Source organism: Streptomyces sp. NPDC000880, from assembly GCF_053599675.1.
Genome location: NZ_JBSFMS010000031.1, coordinates 1 through 15,610 on the forward strand (window position 1 = coordinate 1; position 15,610 = coordinate 15,610).

Consider the following 15,610-nt stretch of genomic DNA (forward strand, 5'->3'; position numbering starts at 1 on the left):
CCCCACCAAACCCCGCCCCCGCCGCCCCAGCGCCCCCCCCCCCGGGGGGCGTCGGCCGGGGGAGCCTGGCGCACGCGGTTCGGGGCAGGTCCTACGAAGCCCGCGCGGTCGGAGCGTCCTTGAGGGACGCGACGAAGGAGGCGTATGCCTTGCGGTACTGCTTCACGAGGGCCGGATCGTCGATGGTGTCGCCGCGGATGGGACAGCGCAAGGACATCGACGGCTCGGCAAGCGTGCCTCGCCCTGCTCGACGCCGTGACCATGCGGTGGGGTGTGGAACAGGGCCGCGGCAGCAAGACCGTGCGGTGCGAGATTCAGAGCATTCATGACGTTTCGCGAGGAATGTTCGTCGGCGTGATCGGAGGCCGATAGCTGCTGTACAGTCCGCGCGCCCCGCCGTGACGTAAGGAAGAAGTACATGCGAACTCGTTTCAAGTGCGCTGCACTGGTTCTCCCGCTCGCGCTCTCGTTGGCAGCTTGCGGCGCGGCGGAGGAGGACGGGCCGGCGGGCTCGGCCGGGGCCGAGAGCCCTGGGGCGACGCAGTCCTCCGAGGCGCCCGCGGCGCCCGAGTCCCCGGAAGACTTCCTCGACCTCGCGGAGAAGGCGATGGCGGAGGAAGGAGCCTGGACCTTCTCCGTGACGGGACAGGAGGGGCTGACTCTCCAGGGCCAGAAGAGCGCCGCGACCTACCGGGCCACGGTCCGGCGCGGTATGGAGCCGGACGCGCTGCACTCGCAGGGCGTCAGCACCAGCAGCAAGGGGACCACGCAGAACGAGGAGATCTACGTCGTCGACGGCACGGCGCACCTCAAGGAGGGCGGCGCGAGCTGGAAGGCCTCGCCCGCCTCCGACCCCGAGATGCAGAACAAGGTCGAGGACCCGGTTGAGGCCATCGAGGAGTTCCGGGCGTACGCGCGGACCGCCGGCGACGACGTGAAGCTGACCGAGGCGGACGGCACGGTCGAGCTCCGCGTCGCGAGCGGCAAGCAGAAGCTGACCGCCGTCCAGGACCGGGCCTGGGTGACGAAGGCGCAGCGGGAGTTCGACCCCACCGCCAAGCAGCTCCGGGACGCCGGAATCACGGTGAACCACGCGCAGTTGACCCTCTCCAGCCTGGAGGAGGTGCTGGTCCTGGACGCCAAGACGTACCGGATCAAGAGCCACCGGTTCGCGTTCGGCTTCCTCGTCCCGTACGCCGGTGGCCAGGACATCACGTACGAGCAGGACGTACGGCAGGAGAACCAGGGCACGTTCGACGGGAAGATCGAGTTCCCGGTGGGCGTGCGGTGACCTCCGCCCCCACCGACAGCGCCGATGACCCCCTGGAGCACACAGTCATGGAGATCGTTCCCCTCACCGGCATGTCCGGTGTCTCCTTAGGGCAGTCGCGCGCCTCGGTGCGGGCCGCGCGCGGTGTGCCCGACTCGGCGTTCCGGCGGGGCGCCGCCTCGACGCTGACGGACATGTACGCGGACGACTCCCTCGTCTTCTTCGAGTACGACGACGCCGATGCCCTGCACGCCATCGAGGTCGCCGCGCCCGCGCCCGTCACCCTGCACGGGGTCCGGCTGCTCGGGCGTCCGGATGCCGAAGTGGTCGCGGATCTCCGCGCGGCCGGGCACGGCGTGGTGGCCGTCGAGGAATCGGGCAGCACGACGAGCTGGACAAGTCCTGGGACGCCATGGACCGGTGCCTCACCGACGGGACGCTCACCTTCAGCAAGCAGCCGCCGCCTGTCCTCGGTGTCCAGCGCGAAGAGCACTGCGCGGCTGCCCACCTCCGTTGTGAGATTCGTGTCTTGCCGCGCGCGATCCGACCACTGGCCCCCGCGGAGCCGTTCCGAGCGGTCGGGTCAGGCCAGACCGGCGTTCGGTATCGGTCGGTGCAGCAAGTGCGCGCACGCTCTTGCCTCAGCCGTTCAGCCAGTCGCCTCCGAGTACGTCCCGGACCCCGTCGAGTGCCTCCTCCGTGCGGCCCCGGGCGTGGAGCCAGGCGCCCGCGTCGTCGCGCAGCAGGACGTCGCCGTACAGGAACCAGCGGGTGGCCTGCTCAGGCCCCCCGGAGGGGAGGCGGGGAACGGGAGCCTGGCGGCGCCCTGTTCCAGTTCCCCGATGGTCTCGTCGCCGGGGGCGTCCAGGTAATCGACGAGCTCCTCGGGCGCGTGCGTGGCCTCGGGCAGCACGATCTCCACGAACGCGAGCGACGTCCGGTCGACCCAGCCCTCCCACCTCTCGGCGCTCTTGTCGGCCAGGTCGGGGCGCATCAGCACGGGCGGGTGCCCGAGGGCCGACCGCCATCTGCTGCGGCCGGCCACACTTTGCTGCAACGGCGTCCGCGTTACGCCGACTTGACCGCCCCGGCCAGCTTGGTGATCTGTGCGTCGAAGAGGTCCTGCGGCAGCTGTGCCTTCTTCGGGTCCAGCAGGTGGATCGTGAAGAAGACCGCGAGGGCGTTGCCTTCGCGTACCGCGGTGAGATGCATTGGCACTTGCTGGCCCTGTGCTTCGCCGGTCATGACCCAGGAGACCGATTCGTCGCCGCCCTTGAGCGGCTGTTGGGCGGTCACCGATACGTAGGCGATGGTTGCGCCGCCGTTGTTGCCCGTGGTGGAGAAACCGTCGGAGCAGGCATCCACCGCTTTGCGGATGTCTGCGATGGTCTGCTTTGCGCCGTCGCCCTCGTACGAGAGGAGGCTGGTGGTCACCGACATGCCGGGCTTGGCGGCGGAGCTGAAGTTGCGGCTGGCCCAGGCGTTCGCTTCGGGGGTACGGGTGGTTCCGGACGCCGTCATGTCGGCGAGCGCACGGCAGTCGTCCTTGTCCGCCTTGGGGCGCACCGCCGCGACGGTGTTGTCCTCGGCCTGGTAGCTCGCGGCCTCGGTCCTGGTGACGAGCGCCTGCTTGAGCTGGGCCCCGGTGAGGACAGGGCCCGCGGCGGCCGGCTGGGTGGGCTTGGCGCCGACGGGCTGCTCTGAGCTGGGGCCCTTGGAACCGGCGTCCTTGGAGCCGGCGCCGGCGCCGGCGCCGGAGCAGCCGGTCAGCAGGGCGGCGGCCGTGGCGACGGCGATGGTGGTGGTTCGGATGCGCATGAGACTTCCTGCCGGTCTGTGGGTTACGGGTTGCCGAGCGAGCGCCGACCGATGCCGGCACGTTCAACCCAGCGAACCCCGCCGCCGAAACGTCACGGCCCCGAGATTGCTTCAGCCTTTATCTGCGTGATCAGCAGGATCGTCGTCCCGGCGGGGCTACCCCGGGAGGTGCGCGGGCCGTAAGGAGGCTGCCCGGCTGGCGCGGATAGCGGAGTCCTTCGCCGACATCGATGCCGCGATCGCCGAGGCGGAAGCGGAAGCGGAGGCTCTTCCCTGGCCGCCCGATGATGATGTCGATGCGGGGGAGCTGGCCCGTATCGAAGCCGAGATCGCGGCGGCCCGTGCCGAGTCCGCCGCGCGCCGACGCGGGGCGGCGGCGTGAACCTGGGCTGTCCCACTTGTCCTGACCTTGACGCTCTTGGCGACGTCGTCTACGACGCCGGGATGCTCATCGCCCTCGCTGACAAGAGGCCCGGGCCCGCTGTCGTCAGGCATCGGGCGTTCAGCCGGAACGGGCTGCCGGTGGTGCCGGCTCCTGTGGTTGCGCAAGCCTGGCGGGGCGGGGTGGCGCGGGCTCATCTCGCCAGGGCGCTCAAGGAGTGTGCGGTGGTGTGCTGCTACACGGAGACGGAATGGCGGCGCGTGGGCGAGCTGATCGGGAGGGCGGAGCTGCCTGCCGAGAAGCGGCCCGATCCTGTCGACGGGCTGGTCGCGCTCACCGCACTGCAGATCGGTGCGGCGATGGTCGCGACATCCGACCCCGGGGACATCCAGGCGTATCTGGACCAGCTGCCTGGCGCGGCGCCGATCATTCCCGTCCGTATCTGAAGCAGGTCGGACGGTGGCGAGTCCGGGAAGGATCCAGGGAACCCGGTGCCTCTGCGTCGATGCCGTGCATGGCCGGCCACGATGCGCGGCGCTGTTGCCGCTGTGGCCCGTGCCTCGGATGTAGGCGCGGGCGCCTGCCACGAAGAGGCGCGCCTGTCCGCGCGAACATCCCGTAGGGCCCACCGGCGGGCTGTTCGTTGTTCATCGGACAGGGAGTCATCGTTGGCTACGAGCCCCATGCACTGCCTGGGTCTGGGTATGTCGGTTCACGATGTGATCCGAAAGCTCCCCGACGTTCAGACCGTGCGATGGCTGATTTCCTGGAGGGCGTGGACAGCGAGGCCCTGGTACGTCAGAACAAGGGCATCGCGGTTGTAGCCCGCGCTCGTGTCCGTCGGTTGTCGCATGCGACGCACGACGGTTCGGGTATCAGTGAGGGGCCCTCCCCGAGCCGAGTGTCCGGACCTGCTGGCTCACGATCTGAGTGGGCGACGACCGAGCAGGCTGACGATTCCATGGGATTGGTCCGAAATGTCGCTGGGGTCGCATCCAGGCGTCGGCCTGATATATAACCGGCCCGATTTCCCCGAGCCGGTACGGCCGGCCATCACCAACGACCGAAGGATTACATCGTGCTGCCCTCGTCCCGTAGGTTCTCCGCTGCACTGGCCGCCACCGGCGCGATACTCCTGGCGTCGGGATGCGGAAACCAAGGCCAGGGCGCCCCCGCCGCAGATGCCGCAGATGTCGCAGTCAGTGCCGAGAGCACGGCGCCGGACGCGTCCGCTTCGTCCGCCTCTCCGAGTAGTTCCGCCTCGGCCTCTCCCTCTGCCTCCGCGTCTGCCTCTGCGTCCGCGTCGCCGTCGGGCAGCGTCTCGGCGTCCCCCAGTGGCTCCCGTACGGCCGGAGCGGCCGGCGGTACGGGGAAGGCTCAGGCAGCCCCGTCACCCGCGGGCCCGGACTTCCCCGTTCCGGTGAACGTGGGCAATGCCACCCAGCTCATCACCGTGAAGGCGAGTGGCTCGTACGCCACGGTGACGGCCTGGGCCAAGGGTTCGTCCGGCTGGAAGTCGGTTATCTCCGACAGTGGCCGAGTTGGATCGAACGGTGTTGTCGATGGCGCCACCCGCAGGCAGAGCACCTACACCACGCCATCGGGCACCTACACCATCACCGAAGGCTTCGGAGTCGAGTCGGGCGGCACGAGCATGCCGTACACCAAGGTCAACTCCAGCCACTGGTGGGTCGAGGACCCCGAGTCGAAGTTCTACAACCAGATGCACACCGAGGCCGGGGCCGACTTCCCGCTCACCGAGAGCGGCGAGCGGGGCAGTGAACACCTCATCAACTACCCCACCCAGTACGCCAAGGCCCTGGTCATCAACTTCAACCGCTGGCCGGCCACGCCGGGTCGCGGCGCCGGGATCTTCCTGCACGTCAATGGCAACGGTGCGACCGCGGGTTGCGTATCGGTGCCGCGCGCCACGATGGACCGGATCATGGCCTGGATCCAGCCCGGCGCGCATCCGCGCATCGCCATCGGCTGACACCCCGCCCTCGTCGCCAGACGACTGCACGGTTACGGGTAGCCGACGGGCGAGCCACCGATGGAGCGGGAGGTCCTTGAACGCTTCAGGGACGCCCCTCGTCGGCTGAGCAGGATTTCACTCGGCGTGCATGACTGCGAGTTCTCCCACGAAGGGTCTACCCCCCTCTCATGCTGCGCCACTTCGGCCCGGCAGGTACCCCCACGACTCGGCTGCCAACTCCAGCTCCGGCCGGGCCGCCCCGCAATTGATTCATCTTTCGGCAAACTTCTTCCCATGTCCCGTTGGTCGGTGGCTGGCACTGTCTGGCCGAAAGTGATCATCACGCAAGGAGCACTCGTGTACGCACGTACATCACTGACCGTGGCCGCCGCGCTCCTCGGGGCGTCCGCCCTGATACTGCCCGGTGCCGCCTCGGCCGAGCCCGCCGCCCCGTCCGACGCCGCCGCCCAGCCCCACAGCCCCCTCGTGATCGCGCACAGAGGTGCCTCCGGTTACGCGCCGGAGAACACCCTTGCGGCCGTCGATGTCGCCGACGCCATGGACATCGACTGGGTGGAGAACGACGTCCAGCGCACCAAGGACGGTGAGCTGGTCATCGTGCACGACACCACCCTGGCGCGTACCACCAACGTGGAGCAGGTCTTCCCGGACCGGGCCCCGTGGAGCATCAAGGACTTCACGGCGGCGGAGATCGCCCAGCTGGACGCCGGAAGCTGGTTCGGCTCGCACTGGACGGGCAGCCGCGTGCCGACGCTGAAGCAGTACCTCGACACGGTCGACGACAACGACCAGAAGCTGCTCATGGAGATCAAGAGCCCCGAGCTCTACCCGGGCATCGAGGCCGACATCCTGCGGGTGCTGCGCCAGGAGGGCTGGCTGAACGGCGAGCACATCCAGCAGAAGCTGGTCATCCAGAGCTTCAGCGCCAACAGCGTCAAGGCGGTGCACGAGCAGGCGCCCGACGTCACCACCGGCTTCCTCGGCACCCCCGCCGTGGCGGACCTGCCGGCGTACGCGGCGTTCACGGACCAGATCAACCCGTCGTACGGCTCGCTCAGCAGCGCCTACGTCGCCGAGGTGCACAAGCTGAAGGGACCGCACAAGAAGACGCTCCAGGTCAGCACCTGGACGGTCAACGATGCGGCGGTCGCCGCACGCGTCGACGGCTTCGGCGTGGACGGGATCATCACCAACTACCCGGACATGGTGCGGGACACGGTGAGCTGAGGCACGCCGCCGGCCGGGACCATCGACCGCCCCGCACGCGGTGGTCGGTCCCGGCGGTACGCCCGGCCCCCAGCTCGCCCTCACCCCCACCGCCTGGGCCTCCTTCGTCTCCTTCGCCGCTACGTAAGGTCGGCCAAAGCCTCGAATCCGATGTGGTCCAGCGGGTCCTTCACCCGGCCGAGACTCGGCAGGCCCTCCGTGGCGAACCGGCCGCGCAGCCACTCCAGCAGGGTGTCGGTGAGCGTGCCGGTCAGCGGCGGGCCCTGTTCGGCGTGGCGTGGGTAGACGATCAGCGGCCAGTCGTCCGGCGTGGGGCCCTCGGTGAGCCAGCCCAGTTGGTCGCCGTCGATGGAGTTGGCGAACGGGAGGAAGCCGCCAGGCTCCGGCCAGACCGCCAGCGGCTGGAACTGCGGGTATTCGGCGCGCAGTCCACGGTAGGCGTCGCAGACCCACCTGACCTCCTCGGCAAGTCCGTGCTCGCCGGTGCTCAGCGGGGCGCTGACTCTGAGCCAGTTCGTCCAGCAGCCGCCTCCGTACGTCTCCATCAGGGTCACGTACTCCGTCGGCAGCCGCGTGCCGAGGCGCTCGTGCAGCCACTCCCACGTGCCGTCTCCGAGAAACGGCTTCCGCGGCGGCGGTACGAGTGCGGTCAGCGCCGCCAAGCCCGTACCCTCGGTCAGCGCGGCGCGCTGCTGCGGGGTCGGTTCCGGGCGGGGGACCGGCGGGGTCCACGGGCCGGGGTCGACTTCGGTCAGGAAGGCGGTGCGGCTCGCGCTCGGCCGGAGACCCTCGCCGATGAGCGTGGTCAGGGTGGGCAGCAGTGGAGTGCCGTAGCGGTGCCAGGGGTCCGCGCCCGCGCGAGCCCTGTCCTTGTGGAAGGTGACGACCGGCCACTCGTCGGGATCGTCGGACGCCGTGGTGTCCCAGTACAGAAGGTCGCATCTCCGCGTCTCGCCCCACGGGAGCAGTCCGTCGGGCGCCTCCCGCCGTGCGCCCTCCAGCCAGTTCCCGTATTCGAACCAGCCCTCCCTGGCGCACGGTATGTGCAGCCACAGGAACTCCCCGATGTCCAGTGGCCCGTACGCGGAGGCGATCGCCTTGTAGTCGGCGGGCAGCCGCAGTCCGAGCCAGGACTCGACGGCGTCCCAGTCGACGGGGACGGGAGCGGGGGCGGCGCCGGCCGGGGGTTGGCCGAATAGTTCCGCGAAGGCGGTGACGTGTGAGGCCGGTGTCATGGGGGCGCATCCTGGCACGTTGCGTGAATGGTGTGGGTGTATGACGCCCGAGCCGTGAAATGGTTGTACGGGTTGCTCGAACTCATGCGTGAGAACGAACACTTCCGCTTGGCGTGATGTTCTACATGTGCATGTCGCTGGGTCTGGCATGGATACGGACTTTGGAGTGCTGCCCAGGGCCGCGGAGATGCGCGTCTACGTCGGCGGGGTCGTCGACCGGCTGACGGCGCGCAGCCGGCTGCCGCTCGACTACTCCGTGGCCAGTCTGCGGATCGTGGACTTCATGGTTGACGGGGTACGGCGCGGCCGTCCGGAGGCCGGGCGGGTCGCCGGGCTCCTCCAGGGCCTCGGGGCGTACACAGGAGAGGTGATCGTCCGGCGGGCCGGGGCGCGGTGGGTGGATCTGGATCCGGAGCAACGGGAGCTGTTCGGCCAGCCGGTGGGGATCCAGATGCCCGACGGGCGTGTGTGGAATCCGCTCGGCAAGGTGGTCAACCGCTTCGAGTTGGGCGGCCCGGAGGAGTCGGTGCAGCGCTTCTATCTGCTGCTGCACGGGCGGGCGCGCAGGGCTGCCGCGTCGCCGGATGCCCCACCGGTCGTGTGCTGCTGACGGACTGGCCCCGGACATGGAAGGACGACCGGGGCCGCCACCCCCCACAGGAGAGGCCCCGGTCGTCGTTCGCCGGGGCGGCAGAGCCGCCCCGTACTTCTCTCAGCGCCGCGCGTGGGTTTTCTGTCACACCGCGCTTGGTCAGGGAGTCGTTGCAAGTTGTACAAGGCATGGACGTGACCCCTCAGAAGGACGTAGCGTGCTGATTCGAGCAGGGCAGTGCGGCAGTGGCGACCAGCTGCGATTCAGGACAGGTTGAGGGAGTGCTGGGGGACGACGCGGAGTTGACCGCCGCCGTGCTCGCGGCACAGGACGGGGACGAGAGCGCCTTCCGTACTGTGTACCGCGCCGTGCATCCGCGGCTTCTCGGCTATGTACGCACTCTGGTCGGCGAACCGGACGCTGAGGACGTCGCGTCCGAGGCATGGCTGCAGATCGCCCGCGACCTCGACCGGTTCAGCGGCGACGCTGACCGCTTTCGCGGCTGGGCCGCACGGATCGCCCGCAACCGCGCCCTGGACCACATACGCATGCGCGGCCGCCGCCCCGCCGTCGGCGGCGACGAGACCGAGCTCACCGGCAAGGCCGCCGACTCGGACACCGCGGACGAGGCCCTGGAGGCCCTCGCCACCGGCAACACCATGGCCCTCATCGCCCAGCTGCCACAGGACCAGGCCGAGGCCGTCGTCCTGCGCGTCGTGGTCGGCCTCGACGCGAAGAGCGCGGCCAAGACGCTGGGCAAGCGGCCGGGCGCGGTACGCACCGCCGCGCACCGCGGGCTGAAGCGGCTGGCCGAGCTGCTGGGCGCGGAAGCCGCGCCGGCTCTCAGCGAGGACGCCTCGCCGGCCTTCAACGAGGAAGCCGTGCCCGCCTTCAGCGAGGACAGAGGCGAAGCGGACCACGTGACCCCTGGCGTCGACCGCGCGGATCTGAACGGCGTACCGCCCCAGCGCGGCCCCCGGCCGGGCGCGACGGCACCCGCCGGTGTGACGCATTCGCGCCTGCGGACGCAGAAGGACATGTGATGGCCGACGAGCGGTACGAGTGGCTTGACAAGGAAGCGGCGGAGCGGCTGCTGCGCGGTGAACCGGTCGAGACTGCCGACGAACACGCCCGTACCCAGGCCGCGCAACTGTCCCGAGAGCTGTACGGAATGGGCAGGCCCAGCCGCTCCGGCTACTTGGACGGCGGTGAAATGCCCGGCGAGGCGGCCGCATTGGCCGCGTTCCGAAAGGCCAGGGCGGACGCCGAAGCGCCCGCGGGGGACATGCTCGGGACCGTACGTCTCGCCCCTGCCGCGCGCCCCGCTGCCACGCACCGGGCGCCCCGCACGCTCTTCGCCCGCCCGGTGCGCTTCGGGCTCGCCGCCGCGGTCGCCGGCTGCGCGCTCGGCGGCGTCGCCGTCGCCGCGGGCACGGGCTTCCTGCCGTCGCCCTTCGGCGGCGATCCGCTGCCCGGGTCCTCCGTCTCGGCCGCCGCGACCCCGGGGCCGCTGGTCTCCGATTCGCCCACCGGCGGGGGAGTGGTCGCACCCCCGCGGATCTCGGGCTCGCCCAGTACGCCGCCGGTGTCGCCCCCGGCGAGCGGGGGCGGCGAGCACCGGGACCCGTCAAGCGGCGCACACGGCGGCTCGGGCAAGAAGGGTGACCAGGGCGAGAAGTCCCGCAAGGGGAACGCCGAGTTGTACCGTCAGACGGTCGAGGCCTGCCGCGACTACCGCAGTGGCAGCATCGCCCCCGACCGCAAGCAGCAGCTCGAGGAGGCAGCCAAGGGGGCGAAGGGGGTGGAGCGCTTCTGTGACGGGCTGCTCGACGGCGACACCAAGAGCAGCGGCCAGACCGACGGCGACACCGGTGACGGCGGCGACGACAGCGGCGGCGACAGCGGCGACGACGGCGGGAAGAGCCGCGGCGCCGCCGCCCCCGCCCCCGCCATCGAGAGCCGCGCGGGCGGCGCTTCCCTGCCGCCCGTCTCCTGGACGCAACTGCCCGCGGAGCCCGCGCTCCTGCCGTCCGAAAGTGCTTCCCTGCCTTCGCCCGGCGTTACCCAGAACCCGTCCTGACCTGCGATTTCTCGACAGTGACGATTTTCGGCCGCCCAGGTGTGACGTTTTTTGAAGCCACGGCGCAGTAGAGAGTGAGCCGACTGGTCATCGGCTGCGCCAGAGCCGGGGTTCCCCCCGTACCTACGGCTCGGTGCGAAAGGCGCGGGCGGGACACGTTCCCCCGGTCCCGCCCGCGCCACACTCACCTCTCGCGCTCACCAATGAATGACCACGCGGTCACCATTGCGGACCTGCGCGAAGAGCGAGGCGATCTTTCCCTCGTTCCGGACATTGACGCAGCCGTGCGACGCGCCGTTGTAGCCGCGGGCCGCGAAGTCCGCCGAGTAGTGCACCGCCTGGCCGCCGCTGAAGAACATCGCGTACGGCATGGGCGTGTGGTAGATCGACGAGACGTGGTGCCGTGACTTCTGGAAGACACTGAAGGTGCCCTCACGCGTCGGCGTGTACTGCGAGCCGAAGCGCACGTCCATCGTCGACTGCACCTTGCCGTCGATCACCCAGGAGAGCGTTCGGGTGGTCTTGCTGATGCACATCACCCGGCCCGTCCTGCAGCGCGGGTCCAGCCTCGCCGGCGGCTTGTTGACGGTCCTGCCGTTCAGCTCGTCGCGCGTCGGCTTCTTCGTCATGGCGAGCAGCTTCTGCCAGGTCACGGTGTCCGTGTCGCCCGTCGTCGGCAACCCGCGCTTGCCCTGGAAGCCCTTGACGGACGCGACCGTCACCGGACCGTACGTGCCGGTCGGGGTGTTGTCGAACCAGCCGATCTGGGCGAGCCTCGCCTGCAGCTCGCGCACCCGCTCGCCCTTCGAGCCGCTCGGGATCAGGACCTCGGGCTTCGCGGTCGTGGCGGACTCGCTGGGCTTCTGAGAGGGCGTGCCCGGGTCCGACGCGGAAGGCGGCGGCGTCGACGTGGGGCCCGGCGCGGGCGCCGTGCTGCCCGGCTTGGCGTCGGTCGCCGCGCGGCCGGTCGCCGCCTGCGCCGTACAGCCGGTGGTCACGGCCAGCACGGCGGCCGCGGCGATTGTTCTGCGTATGACGGCCCTGCGCCTGACAGATCTGCGTATGACGGTTTTCCGAAGCATGTACGCCCCCCCTGATTTCCTGTGCCTCAAGAGACAGATTCCCGCTCTGCCCGGTTGCGCATTCCCGCGCATTATGGGGAAGAAGCTATGAGGAAGGTCCCAGCGCGTGGCCCTCCACCCGTACCGGCGCCCGCCGCTGCAGTCCGTCGCGAGGGTCGGTTACCAACGAGTAGCTCCAGCGGAGGCACAATCATGGCGCGCGAGTCCGAGTCGGGACTGCCCATCGAACCGGTCTACGGGCCGGACGCACTCGAGGGGTGGGACCCGGCCGAGAAGCTGGGCGAGCCCGGCTTGTACCCCTTCACCCGTGGCGTCTACCCGACGATGTACACCGGCCGTCCCTGGACGATGCGCCAGTACGCGGGCTTCGGCACCGCCGTCGAGTCCAACGCCCGCTACAAGCAGCTGATCGCCAACGGCACCATGGGCCTGTCTGTCGCCTTCGACCTGCCGACGCAGATGGGGCACGACTCGGACGCGCCGATCGCGCACGGCGAGGTCGGCAAGGTCGGCGTGGCAATCGACTCGGTGGACGACATGAAAGTGCTGTTCGACGGGATCCCGCTGGAGAAGGTCTCCACGTCGATGACGATCAACGCGCCGGCCGCGCTGCTTCTGCTGCTGTACCAGCTCGTCGCCGAGGAGCAGGGCGTCACCGCGGACAAGCTCACCGGCACCATCCAGAACGATGTGCTCAAGGAGTACATCGCCCGCGGCACGTACATCTTTCCGCCGGGGCCCTCGCTGCGGCTGATCGCCGACATCTTCAAGTACTGCAAGGCCGAGGTCCCGAAGTGGAACACCATCTCGATCTCCGGTTACCACATGGCCGAGGCCGGGGCCTCGCCCGCGCAGGAGATCGCGTTCACGCTCGCGGACGGCATTGAGTACGTCCGTACGGCCGTCGCCGCGGGCATGGACGTCGACGACTTCGCGCCGCGCCTGTCGTTCTTCTTCGTCGCCCGTACGACGATCCTGGAGGAGGTCGCCAAGTTCCGTGCCGCGCGCAGGATCTGGGCGAAGGTGATGCGCGAGGAGTTCGGCGCGAAGAACCCCAAGTCGCTGATGCTGCGCTTCCACACGCAGACCGCCGGTGTGCAGCTGACCGCGCAGCAGCCCGAGGTGAACCTGGTTCGCGTGGCGGTCCAGGGTCTCGCGGCCGTGCTCGGCGGCACGCAGTCGCTGCACACCAACTCCTTCGACGAGGCGATCGCGCTCCCGACGGACAAGTCGGCCCGGCTCGCCCTGCGTACGCAGCAGGTCCTCGCGTACGAGACGGATGTGACCGCGACCGTCGACCCGTTCGCCGGCTCGTATGTCGTGGAGAAGATGACGGACGACGTGGAGGCGGCGGCGCTGGCGCTGATGCAACGGGTCGAGGACCTGGGCGGCGCGGTCAGCGCGATCGAGCACGGTTTCCAGAAGAACGAGATCGAGCTCAGCGCATACCGCATCGCGCAGGAGACCGACAGCGGCGAGCGGGTCGTCGTCGGCGTCAACCGCTTCACGCTGGATGCCGAGGAGCCGTACGAGCCGCTGCGCGTCGACCCGGCGATCGAGGCGCAGCAGGCGGAACGCCTTGCGAAGCTGCGGGCGGAGCGCGACCAGCAGGCGGTGGATACGGCGCTGGCCGCGCTGCAGAAGGCCGCGGAGGGCACGGACAATGTCCTTTACCCGATGAAGGACGCGCTGAAGGCCCGGGCGACGGTGGGCGAGGTGTGCGACGCGCTGCGCGCGGTGTGGGGCACCTACGTCCCCGCGGATGCCTTCTGAGCGGATCGGCACGCCTCATTCCGCGGTGCGAAACGCAAAGGCGGAGTGTCGTACCCATGTGCGACACTCCGCCTCATGCTGGGTGTTACCGATCTGCCGACCTATCTTGCGGGCCTTGTCCTGATCATTCTGCTCCCGGGGCCGAACTCCCTGTACGTGCTCTCGGTCGCCGCACGCCGTGGTGTGCGTACGGGCTATACGGCCGCCGCCGGGGTGTGGTGCGGCGACACCGTGCTGATGGTGCTGTCCGCGGCGGGCGTCGCCTCGCTGCTCCAGGCCAACGCCGTGCTCTTCGGGATCGTGAAGTTCGCCGGTGCCGGCTATCTGACCTGGCTGGCGATCGGGATGCTGCGCGCGGCCTGGTCGATGTGGCGCACCCGGCGTGAGCGGACGATCGAGGAGCCTGCCGCGGACGGTGCTTCCGCCGCCGAGCGGCCCTTCCGCAGAGCCTTTGTGATCAGCTTGTTCAACCCGAAGGCGATCCTCTTCTTCATCGCCTTCTTCGTGCAGTTCGTCGATCCGGGCTACGCCTACCCGGCGCTGTCCTTCGTGGTGCTCGGCGTGCTCGCGCAGCTGGCGAGCTTCCTCTATCTGACCCTGCTGATCTTCACCGGCACTCACCTCGCGGCCGCGTTCCGCCGCCGCAAGCGCCTGTCGGCGGGAGCGACGTCGGCGGCCGGCGCGCTGTTCATCGGCTTCGCGGTGAAGCTCTCGCTCAGCAGCTCCTGACCCGCTCCAGCCACTCGGTCAGCCCGGCCGCGTCCTCGCCCGCCCAGCCGACATAGCCGTCGGGCCGGACCAGGAAGAGCCCCTTTCCGTACGGCTCGTACGCGTCGATGCGGTGTACGTGCACCAACTGGCCGTCCAGCGACGGCAGTTCCGCGTCCGTGCCGACCGCGAGCAGGGTGAAGTGCGGGCCGCGGAAGAGGTCGAACAGCCGGCGCCCGCCGGGCAGCGGGCCGTCCGGGGCGCGGTCCCCCGCCTCCAGCGCGCCGCCGGCGCCTCCTGAAGCGAGCGGGCCGCCGCGGTAGCCCAGCCCGAGCTGCATGGTGGCCGCGCCGCGCTGCTCCTCGCCGCGGTGGATACGGGTGGACAGGCCCAGCATCTGTGCGGCGACGGGCAGCCGCTCCTGCTCGTACGTGTCGAGCAGCGCCTCGGGCGCGCCGTGGCGCAGCACCTGTCCGAGCTTCCAGCCGAGGTTGTGCGCGTCCTGGACGCTGGTGTTGAGGCCCTGCCCGCCGGCGGGGGAGTGGATGTGCGCGGCGTCACCCGCGAGGAACACACGCCCCTCGCGGAAGCGGTCGGCCATGGCGGCGCGCGGCCGGAAGTCCGATGCCCACAGCACCTCGGTGACCTCGTCCGCGGCCAGATGGCTGCGGGCGGCGACCAGCGCCCGTACCCCCGCGGGCGACGTGTCGGGCTCGCCTTCGGTGAACTGGCCGATGAGCTGGAAGTCGTCGGTGCCCGGCAGCGGGCAGACGGCGAGGTGGCCGGTCCCGTCGCCCAGGAAGATGTGCCAGCGCAGCCGGTCCAGCGACGGGATGCGGACATCGGCGACCAGCATCGGCGCCGGGTCGACGTCCTCGCCCGTCATCGGGATGCCGAGAGCTCGGCGCACCGTGCTGCGGCCGCCGTCGGCGGCGACCGCGTACGACGCGTGGACCTCCCCCGTCGAGAGCCGGGCCGTCACTGCGTACGCGTCCTGCCTGATCCCGGTCAGGGCCGTGCCGAAGGCGACGCTGCCGCCCAGCTCCGTCAGGCGCGCGTGCAGGATCTGCTGGGTGCGCCACTGAGGGAGCAGCCAGGGTTCTGTATACGGTTCGGCCTCTGTGGGCGCCGGCCGTTCGAACATGTCGTGCTCGCCGTGCCGGGCGCCGTCCTGCCAGACCATGCCGACCGGGGCCCGGCCGCCGGACGCGAGGACCGCGTCCACCACCCCGAGGTCGTCGAAGACCTCCATGGTGCGCGGCTGGATGCCCTTGCCGCGTGAGCCGGGGAAGAGCGCGTCCGACTGCTCGACGACGAGGGTACGCACACCTCGGCGGGCCAGATCGCAGGCGAGAGCGAGCCCGGTGGGCCCGGCCCCGACGACGAGAACGTCCGTGCCCTTCGCTTCCTTAACGCTGTTAAGTCGCATGGTTGGGAGGATGCGCTT

The 15,610-nt window shown here is 70.1% G+C and carries 16 protein-coding genes; 9 read left to right on the forward strand and 7 right to left on the reverse strand.

What is annotated here, in order from left to right:
• Positions 1 to 91: 91 nt before the first annotated feature.
• Complete coding sequence (locus ACWDO5_RS13315) at positions 92 to 217, reverse strand: hypothetical protein (RefSeq protein ID WP_450530400.1); 126 nt, start codon at positions 215 to 217, stop codon at positions 92 to 94.
• Between the two features lie 201 nt (positions 218 to 418).
• Here ACWDO5_RS13315 and ACWDO5_RS13320 point away from each other — a divergent pair, with 201 nt between their 5' ends.
• A complete protein-coding gene (locus tag ACWDO5_RS13320; RefSeq protein ID WP_450530401.1) occupies positions 419 to 1,291 on the forward strand; it encodes a hypothetical protein in 873 nt (290 codons plus the stop codon).
• An 86-nt stretch (positions 1,292 to 1,377) separates the two neighbouring features.
• Here ACWDO5_RS13320 and ACWDO5_RS13325 read toward each other — a convergent pair whose 3' ends face one another.
• From ACWDO5_RS13325 to ACWDO5_RS13335, 3 genes are all read right to left on the reverse strand, one after another.
• Positions 1,378 to 1,623 (reverse strand): hypothetical protein, encoded by a 246-nt coding sequence (locus tag ACWDO5_RS13325; RefSeq protein WP_450530402.1) that lies wholly within the window; start codon positions 1,621 to 1,623, stop codon positions 1,378 to 1,380.
• Positions 1,624 to 1,919: 296 nt separating this feature from the next.
• Complete coding sequence (locus ACWDO5_RS13330; RefSeq protein ID WP_450530403.1) at positions 1,920 to 2,264, reverse strand: hypothetical protein; 345 nt, start codon at positions 2,262 to 2,264, stop codon at positions 1,920 to 1,922.
• A 74-nt stretch (positions 2,265 to 2,338) separates the two neighbouring features.
• Entirely contained in the window at positions 2,339 to 3,088 is a 750-nt protein-coding gene (locus ACWDO5_RS13335) for a hypothetical protein (protein WP_450530404.1), read from the reverse strand.
• A gap of 537 nt (positions 3,089 to 3,625) precedes the next feature.
• Here ACWDO5_RS13335 and ACWDO5_RS13340 point away from each other — a divergent pair.
• The 3 genes from ACWDO5_RS13340 (at position 3,626) to ACWDO5_RS13350 (ending at position 6,693) form a co-directional block, all read left to right on the forward strand.
• Positions 3,626 to 3,916: a hypothetical protein gene (locus ACWDO5_RS13340; protein WP_450530405.1), complete on the forward strand. Its 291-nt coding sequence runs from the start codon at positions 3,626 to 3,628 to the stop codon at positions 3,914 to 3,916.
• A 974-nt stretch (positions 3,917 to 4,890) separates the two neighbouring features.
• Positions 4,891 to 5,463 carry a L,D-transpeptidase family protein gene (locus ACWDO5_RS13345; RefSeq protein ID WP_450530406.1) on the forward strand — a complete coding sequence of 191 codons (573 nt, stop codon included), beginning with the start codon at positions 4,891 to 4,893 and terminating at the stop codon, positions 5,461 to 5,463.
• A gap of 339 nt (positions 5,464 to 5,802) precedes the next feature.
• Positions 5,803 to 6,693: a glycerophosphodiester phosphodiesterase gene (locus ACWDO5_RS13350; protein ID WP_450530407.1), complete on the forward strand. Its 891-nt coding sequence runs from the start codon at positions 5,803 to 5,805 to the stop codon at positions 6,691 to 6,693.
• A gap of 119 nt (positions 6,694 to 6,812) precedes the next feature.
• Here the strand turns inward: ACWDO5_RS13350 and ACWDO5_RS13355 are convergent, their stop codons facing one another.
• Positions 6,813 to 7,928, reverse strand: coding sequence for an SMI1/KNR4 family protein (locus tag ACWDO5_RS13355; RefSeq protein WP_450530408.1), 1,116 nt, complete (start codon positions 7,926 to 7,928; stop codon positions 6,813 to 6,815).
• Positions 7,929 to 8,076: 148 nt separating this feature from the next.
• On the opposite strand from ACWDO5_RS13355, the gene ACWDO5_RS13360 reads away from it, so the two are divergent.
• From ACWDO5_RS13360 to ACWDO5_RS13370, 3 genes are all read left to right on the forward strand, one after another.
• Entirely contained in the window at positions 8,077 to 8,538 is a 462-nt protein-coding gene (locus tag ACWDO5_RS13360; protein ID WP_450530409.1) for a hypothetical protein, read from the forward strand.
• 263 nt (positions 8,539 to 8,801) lie between these two features.
• Positions 8,802 to 9,563, forward strand: coding sequence for an RNA polymerase sigma factor (locus ACWDO5_RS13365; protein ID WP_450530410.1), 762 nt, complete (start codon positions 8,802 to 8,804; stop codon positions 9,561 to 9,563).
• On the forward strand, positions 9,563 to 10,600 hold the full coding sequence (locus tag ACWDO5_RS13370) for a hypothetical protein (protein WP_450530411.1): 1,038 nt from the start codon (positions 9,563 to 9,565) through the stop codon (positions 10,598 to 10,600). The genes ACWDO5_RS13365 and ACWDO5_RS13370 overlap by 1 nt, the downstream gene beginning before the upstream one ends.
• Positions 10,601 to 10,797: 197 nt before the next feature.
• Here the strand turns inward: ACWDO5_RS13370 and ACWDO5_RS13375 are convergent, their stop codons facing one another.
• Complete coding sequence (locus ACWDO5_RS13375; RefSeq protein ID WP_450530412.1) at positions 10,798 to 11,682, reverse strand: L,D-transpeptidase family protein; 885 nt, start codon at positions 11,680 to 11,682, stop codon at positions 10,798 to 10,800.
• Between the two features lie 192 nt (positions 11,683 to 11,874).
• Between ACWDO5_RS13375 and ACWDO5_RS13380 the strand changes: the two genes are divergently transcribed.
• Positions 11,875 to 13,455, forward strand: coding sequence for an acyl-CoA mutase large subunit family protein (locus tag ACWDO5_RS13380; protein ID WP_450530413.1), 1,581 nt, complete (start codon positions 11,875 to 11,877; stop codon positions 13,453 to 13,455).
• Between the two features lie 75 nt (positions 13,456 to 13,530).
• Entirely contained in the window at positions 13,531 to 14,184 is a 654-nt protein-coding gene (gene leuE / locus ACWDO5_RS13385) for a leucine efflux protein LeuE (RefSeq protein WP_450530414.1), read from the forward strand.
• Here leuE and ACWDO5_RS13390 read toward each other — a convergent pair.
• A complete protein-coding gene (locus ACWDO5_RS13390) occupies positions 14,171 to 15,592 on the reverse strand; it encodes an FAD-dependent oxidoreductase (protein ID WP_450530415.1) in 1,422 nt (473 codons plus the stop codon). The two genes, leuE and ACWDO5_RS13390, sit on opposite strands and share 14 nt — an antisense overlap.
• Positions 15,593 to 15,610 lie beyond the last annotated feature (18 nt).

Coding starts and splice junctions, on each gene's coding strand:
- leuE (WP_450530414.1), top strand. CDS start 13,531: ATGCTGGGTGTTACCGATCTGCCGACCTATCTTGCGGGCCTTGTCCTG.
- ACWDO5_RS13360 (WP_450530409.1), top strand. CDS start 8,077: ATGGATACGGACTTTGGAGTGCTGCCCAGGGCCGCGGAGATGCGCGTC.
- ACWDO5_RS13335 (WP_450530404.1), bottom strand. CDS start 3,088: ATGCGCATCCGAACCACCACCATCGCCGTCGCCACGGCCGCCGCCCTG.
- ACWDO5_RS13370 (WP_450530411.1), top strand. CDS start 9,563: ATGGCCGACGAGCGGTACGAGTGGCTTGACAAGGAAGCGGCGGAGCGG.
- ACWDO5_RS13320 (WP_450530401.1), top strand. CDS start 419: ATGCGAACTCGTTTCAAGTGCGCTGCACTGGTTCTCCCGCTCGCGCTC.
- ACWDO5_RS13380 (WP_450530413.1), top strand. CDS start 11,875: ATGGCGCGCGAGTCCGAGTCGGGACTGCCCATCGAACCGGTCTACGGG.
- ACWDO5_RS13315 (WP_450530400.1), bottom strand. CDS start 217: ATGTCCTTGCGCTGTCCCATCCGCGGCGACACCATCGACGATCCGGCC.
- ACWDO5_RS13330 (WP_450530403.1), bottom strand. CDS start 2,264: ATGCGCCCCGACCTGGCCGACAAGAGCGCCGAGAGGTGGGAGGGCTGG.
- ACWDO5_RS13355 (WP_450530408.1), bottom strand. CDS start 7,928: ATGACACCGGCCTCACACGTCACCGCCTTCGCGGAACTATTCGGCCAA.
- ACWDO5_RS13390 (WP_450530415.1), bottom strand. CDS start 15,592: ATGCGACTTAACAGCGTTAAGGAAGCGAAGGGCACGGACGTTCTCGTC.
- ACWDO5_RS13375 (WP_450530412.1), bottom strand. CDS start 11,682: ATGCTTCGGAAAACCGTCATACGCAGATCTGTCAGGCGCAGGGCCGTC.